Source organism: Fibrobacter sp. UWR4 (genome assembly GCF_003149045.1).
Taxonomy (GTDB): Bacteria; Fibrobacterota; Fibrobacteria; order Fibrobacterales; family Fibrobacteraceae; genus Fibrobacter.
Genome location: NZ_QGDU01000074.1, coordinates 1 through 3,200 on the forward strand (window position 1 = coordinate 1; position 3,200 = coordinate 3,200).

The window sequence follows — 3,200 nt, forward strand, 5'->3', positions numbered from 1 at the left end:
ATTAAATTTTAGAAAATAGCCCATTTTTTGTTTAATTTAGGCGAAAGTCAACAAAAAAGGGTGGCGAAGCCACCCACACATGTTGATGAAGAGCCAATTTTTTCTGAAAACTATGAAAATTTAGTGTCCAAAGGCGTTGTAAAAAAGAGGGAATTTAGCCTTGATATTGGTTTAGATTCATTTGATTTGGTTTTCAATGCAAAAAAATGCTTCTAAGTTAAATCTGTCAGTTTTTTGTTATGATAAAGCAAACTCCTGATTTGCAACGATGTTTGAAAACAAAGTATTTTTCTAAGATAGATTGCTAGCTAGATTAATGAAAAAATCAAACTCCAAGTATCCTGACCATGTCGGGGTACTTTTCTTTTGATTCGGAAAGGATCTTGTTTCTCCAGGTTTTGGGGAACTTTTCAAATATCTCTACAGTTCTTGTCCGCAGATTTTCTTGGCCAGCTAGTAACTCGCACAGGGAGTTGATTGTTGCTGCGTCTTTTTCTTTCTTGGCTTCGTTATTTCTTAAAGGCTGGATTAGGATTTTGTGTAAAACGAATGCCGAAATCTCTGGAACACTCAAAGTAATCCCTTTGTAGTTGACTGGCTTGGAATAACCGTTTGCGATTTCCATGTAGCGCAGCATTTGTGCAGAAACGGTCAAATGGGGAACTTTGACAACGCTGTCGCCACCCCTCATTTGGGCTATCAGAAATTCTATTTCCAAATCTTCTCGTTCATACTTTGTTAGACCTGATCCTATGTCATTAAGAGCCGTGAAACCGAGATTTTCCAAAATGCTAGGGACATCGATTCGCGGAATATTGACCTTCGGCTCCCTGATGAGAAAATCCAGGTCGGTTGTTCTTAGCGCAGGGATTTCGGGAGCATCGTTATAGATGTGTTTGTACACCAGTAGGCACCAGCTACCGACAAGGATGAGTCTTCGTAATGCACCGGCTTGTTCTAGCTGGTGGAGAATTTCTTCAAAACTAGTTTCTGCTGACTTTTCCAAGGCTTCGTCCTACTTCTTCAATGTCTTTTTGCAATTTCTTTAATTTTGCCTTTAGCTCTCTTCGTCTTGCATCTTGTTCTTCAAATTGCGCGGCTTGCGGATCGACGCTTTTGCAGAGGTATTTGGTAACAACTTTCCCGTTTTGGCGGGATACATGGTAAAGATATACCTGCTTGCCTATTTTTTTTCTTCGAAGAGAACATGAGGGGAGTTTTGCTTGTTCGGAGGCATACTTCGCCTGAAGTTTTTCCAAGCGATCGAGTTCTTCTAGCAATATTCCTTTCACAACGCTCATCTTACCCTACAATATAAAAATATTTGACGGTTGTAGGGTAGAGTTGCCCTACAAGTGCTTGAAAATTGAGTTTTGTAGGGTAAAATCTCCCGATGAAATAAAAAAACACCCTGCGTCGGCAGGGTGTCTTTGTATGCGCGATGCGCAATCGGTATTCTATGTAGCTGCTATGCGGCATTAATCCTCCCTTCGGCAACGCCTGCGGCGGCGTTTACCGGGAGCGCGAGGGCGGCAGCGTCACGGGGTTCCGGGGTGGCTCCTTCGCGGGCCTTTGCACGGGCCTTTGCGCGAGCCTTGTAGAGGGAACGGCTGTTGGCGATGAATACGTTCACCTTGTCGATGAAGGCCGTGCAACTTTCGTCACCCTTGGTGGCCGCGTTGTACTGCGCGAAGTTAATCAGCTGGCGGAAGGCGCTGATGCAATCGTTGCGGAGATTCTTGCTGGTGGTCTCCTCGCGGATGCGGCGTTCCTCGGCGCGGGTCTGGTTGGCTTCGGCGAATGCGCCTTGCACCTCCTTCAGGGCGTTGAAGGCAAGCTCCAGTTCGCTCCCGGCCAGGGCCCCGGCATATTCTTCCTTGCCAATAACCGCCTGGACGTTAGCAATGACCGATTCGATGATGCCGGTGAGGCTCTTCTGGTCAACGGAACCTGCATTGCCGTAGCCCTTTACATATTCCCAGATTTCCTTGGCCAGGGCGGAACGCTGCTGGTCCAGGGAGCCTGTGAGAACCTTTACCGTTCCACGGAAATTGCGGAATGCGATGGTGCGCTTGGAATCCTGTTCCGATGCGCCCTTCTTTGCCGCGGCCTCCGCCACACTGGTGGTGTAGTCGGAGAACTTGCCGATGGTTGCCTTGTATGCGTCCAGCTGGGAACGGACATCCTTGAGGTTGATGGATGCGGCTGCCGTTGCCACGTTGTTGTGGAAACCGATGAAGCCGTCGTTGGTGATGCGGTTGAAGTTGATTGCGTTAACGTTTTTCATATAGGTACCCTCGTAAAGAGTGTTGATGTTTAGGTCAATCTGTCCGAGCAATTCCCGGCTCATTGATCACTAAACTACAAGGGTCCGCCGCTAAAGAAAAGTTTAAAAATCTATACAAAGTTTGTATGTAAATGAAGATTTTCTAAAAAGGATGCAACCATTTTGCACCACGCAAATTTTTTCTAAAATCGCCGATTTTTCGGGGCTTGCAGGCCGTTTTTTATAAAAGAAAATATTCCCATTTGGAATCGATTGCCCTCAAAAAAACTTGCAAGGAGCTTGTTTTCGGTGAAGAAGCTGCTCTACGAACCTGTAGAGATGCTTTGTCTATGTGAAGAAGCAAGTTCCTCAATCCGTGGAGATGCTTTGTCTATGTGAAGAAGCAAGTTCCTCAATTCGTGGAGATGCTACGTCTATGTGAAGAAGCAAGTTCCTCAGTTCGTGGAGATGCTATGTCTATGTGAAGAAGCAAGTTCCTCAATCCGTGGAGATGCTATGTCTATGTGAAGAAGCAAGTTCCTCAATCCGTGGAGATGCTACGTCTATGTGAAGAAGCAAGTTCCTCAATCCGTGGAGATGCTTTGTCTATGTGAAGAAGCAAGTTCCTCAATCCGTGAAGATGCTTTGTCTACGTGAAGAAGCAAGTTCCTCAATTCGTGGAGATGCTTTGTCTATGTGAAGAAGCAAGTTCCTCAATCCGTGGAGATGCTACGTCTATCTGGGGATGAATAGCTTTTGTTTAGGACCTTTGTGCTATTGTAAATTTGTGCGTATTTTCTATCTTTTTTGAAAATTAGGAAAAAAGTAAGGAAAATTTAGGCTCTTCATCAACATGTGTGGGTGGCTTCGCCACCCTTTTTTGTTGACTTTCGCCTAAATTAAACAAAAAATGGGCTATTTTCTAAAATTTAAT

At 45.0% G+C, this 3,200-nt stretch carries 4 protein-coding genes; 1 reads left to right on the top strand and 3 read right to left on the bottom strand.

Annotated elements, in window-relative coordinates; genetic code table 11:
* The first annotated feature begins 27 nt into the window (after positions 1-27).
* The gene (locus BGX12_RS15050; RefSeq protein WP_109736836.1) at positions 28-216 is read left to right on the top strand and encodes a hypothetical protein; all 189 of its coding nucleotides are present in this window, start codon (positions 28-30) and stop codon (positions 214-216) included.
* 109 nt (positions 217-325) lie between these two features.
* On the opposite strand, the gene BGX12_RS15055 is transcribed toward BGX12_RS15050, so the two are convergent.
* From BGX12_RS15055 to BGX12_RS15065, 3 genes are all read right to left on the bottom strand, one after another.
* Entirely contained in the window at positions 326-1,006 is a 681-nt protein-coding gene (locus BGX12_RS15055) for a GSU2403 family nucleotidyltransferase fold protein (RefSeq protein WP_109736837.1), read from the bottom strand.
* Positions 984-1,301, bottom strand: coding sequence for a hypothetical protein (locus BGX12_RS15060; protein WP_109736838.1), 318 nt, complete (start codon positions 1,299-1,301; stop codon positions 984-986). Before BGX12_RS15060 ends, BGX12_RS15055 begins: the two co-directional genes overlap by 23 nt.
* Before the next feature lie 167 nt (positions 1,302-1,468).
* Positions 1,469-2,287 (bottom strand): DUF6261 family protein, encoded by an 819-nt coding sequence (locus BGX12_RS15065; protein ID WP_139258168.1) that lies wholly within the window; start codon positions 2,285-2,287, stop codon positions 1,469-1,471.
* Positions 2,288-3,200: the final 913 nt, after the last annotated feature.

Coding starts and splice junctions, on each gene's coding strand:
- BGX12_RS15060 (WP_109736838.1), bottom strand. CDS start 1,301: ATGAGCGTTGTGAAAGGAATATTGCTAGAAGAACTCGATCGCTTGGAA.
- BGX12_RS15065 (WP_139258168.1), bottom strand. CDS start 2,287: ATGAAAAACGTTAACGCAATCAACTTCAACCGCATCACCAACGACGGC.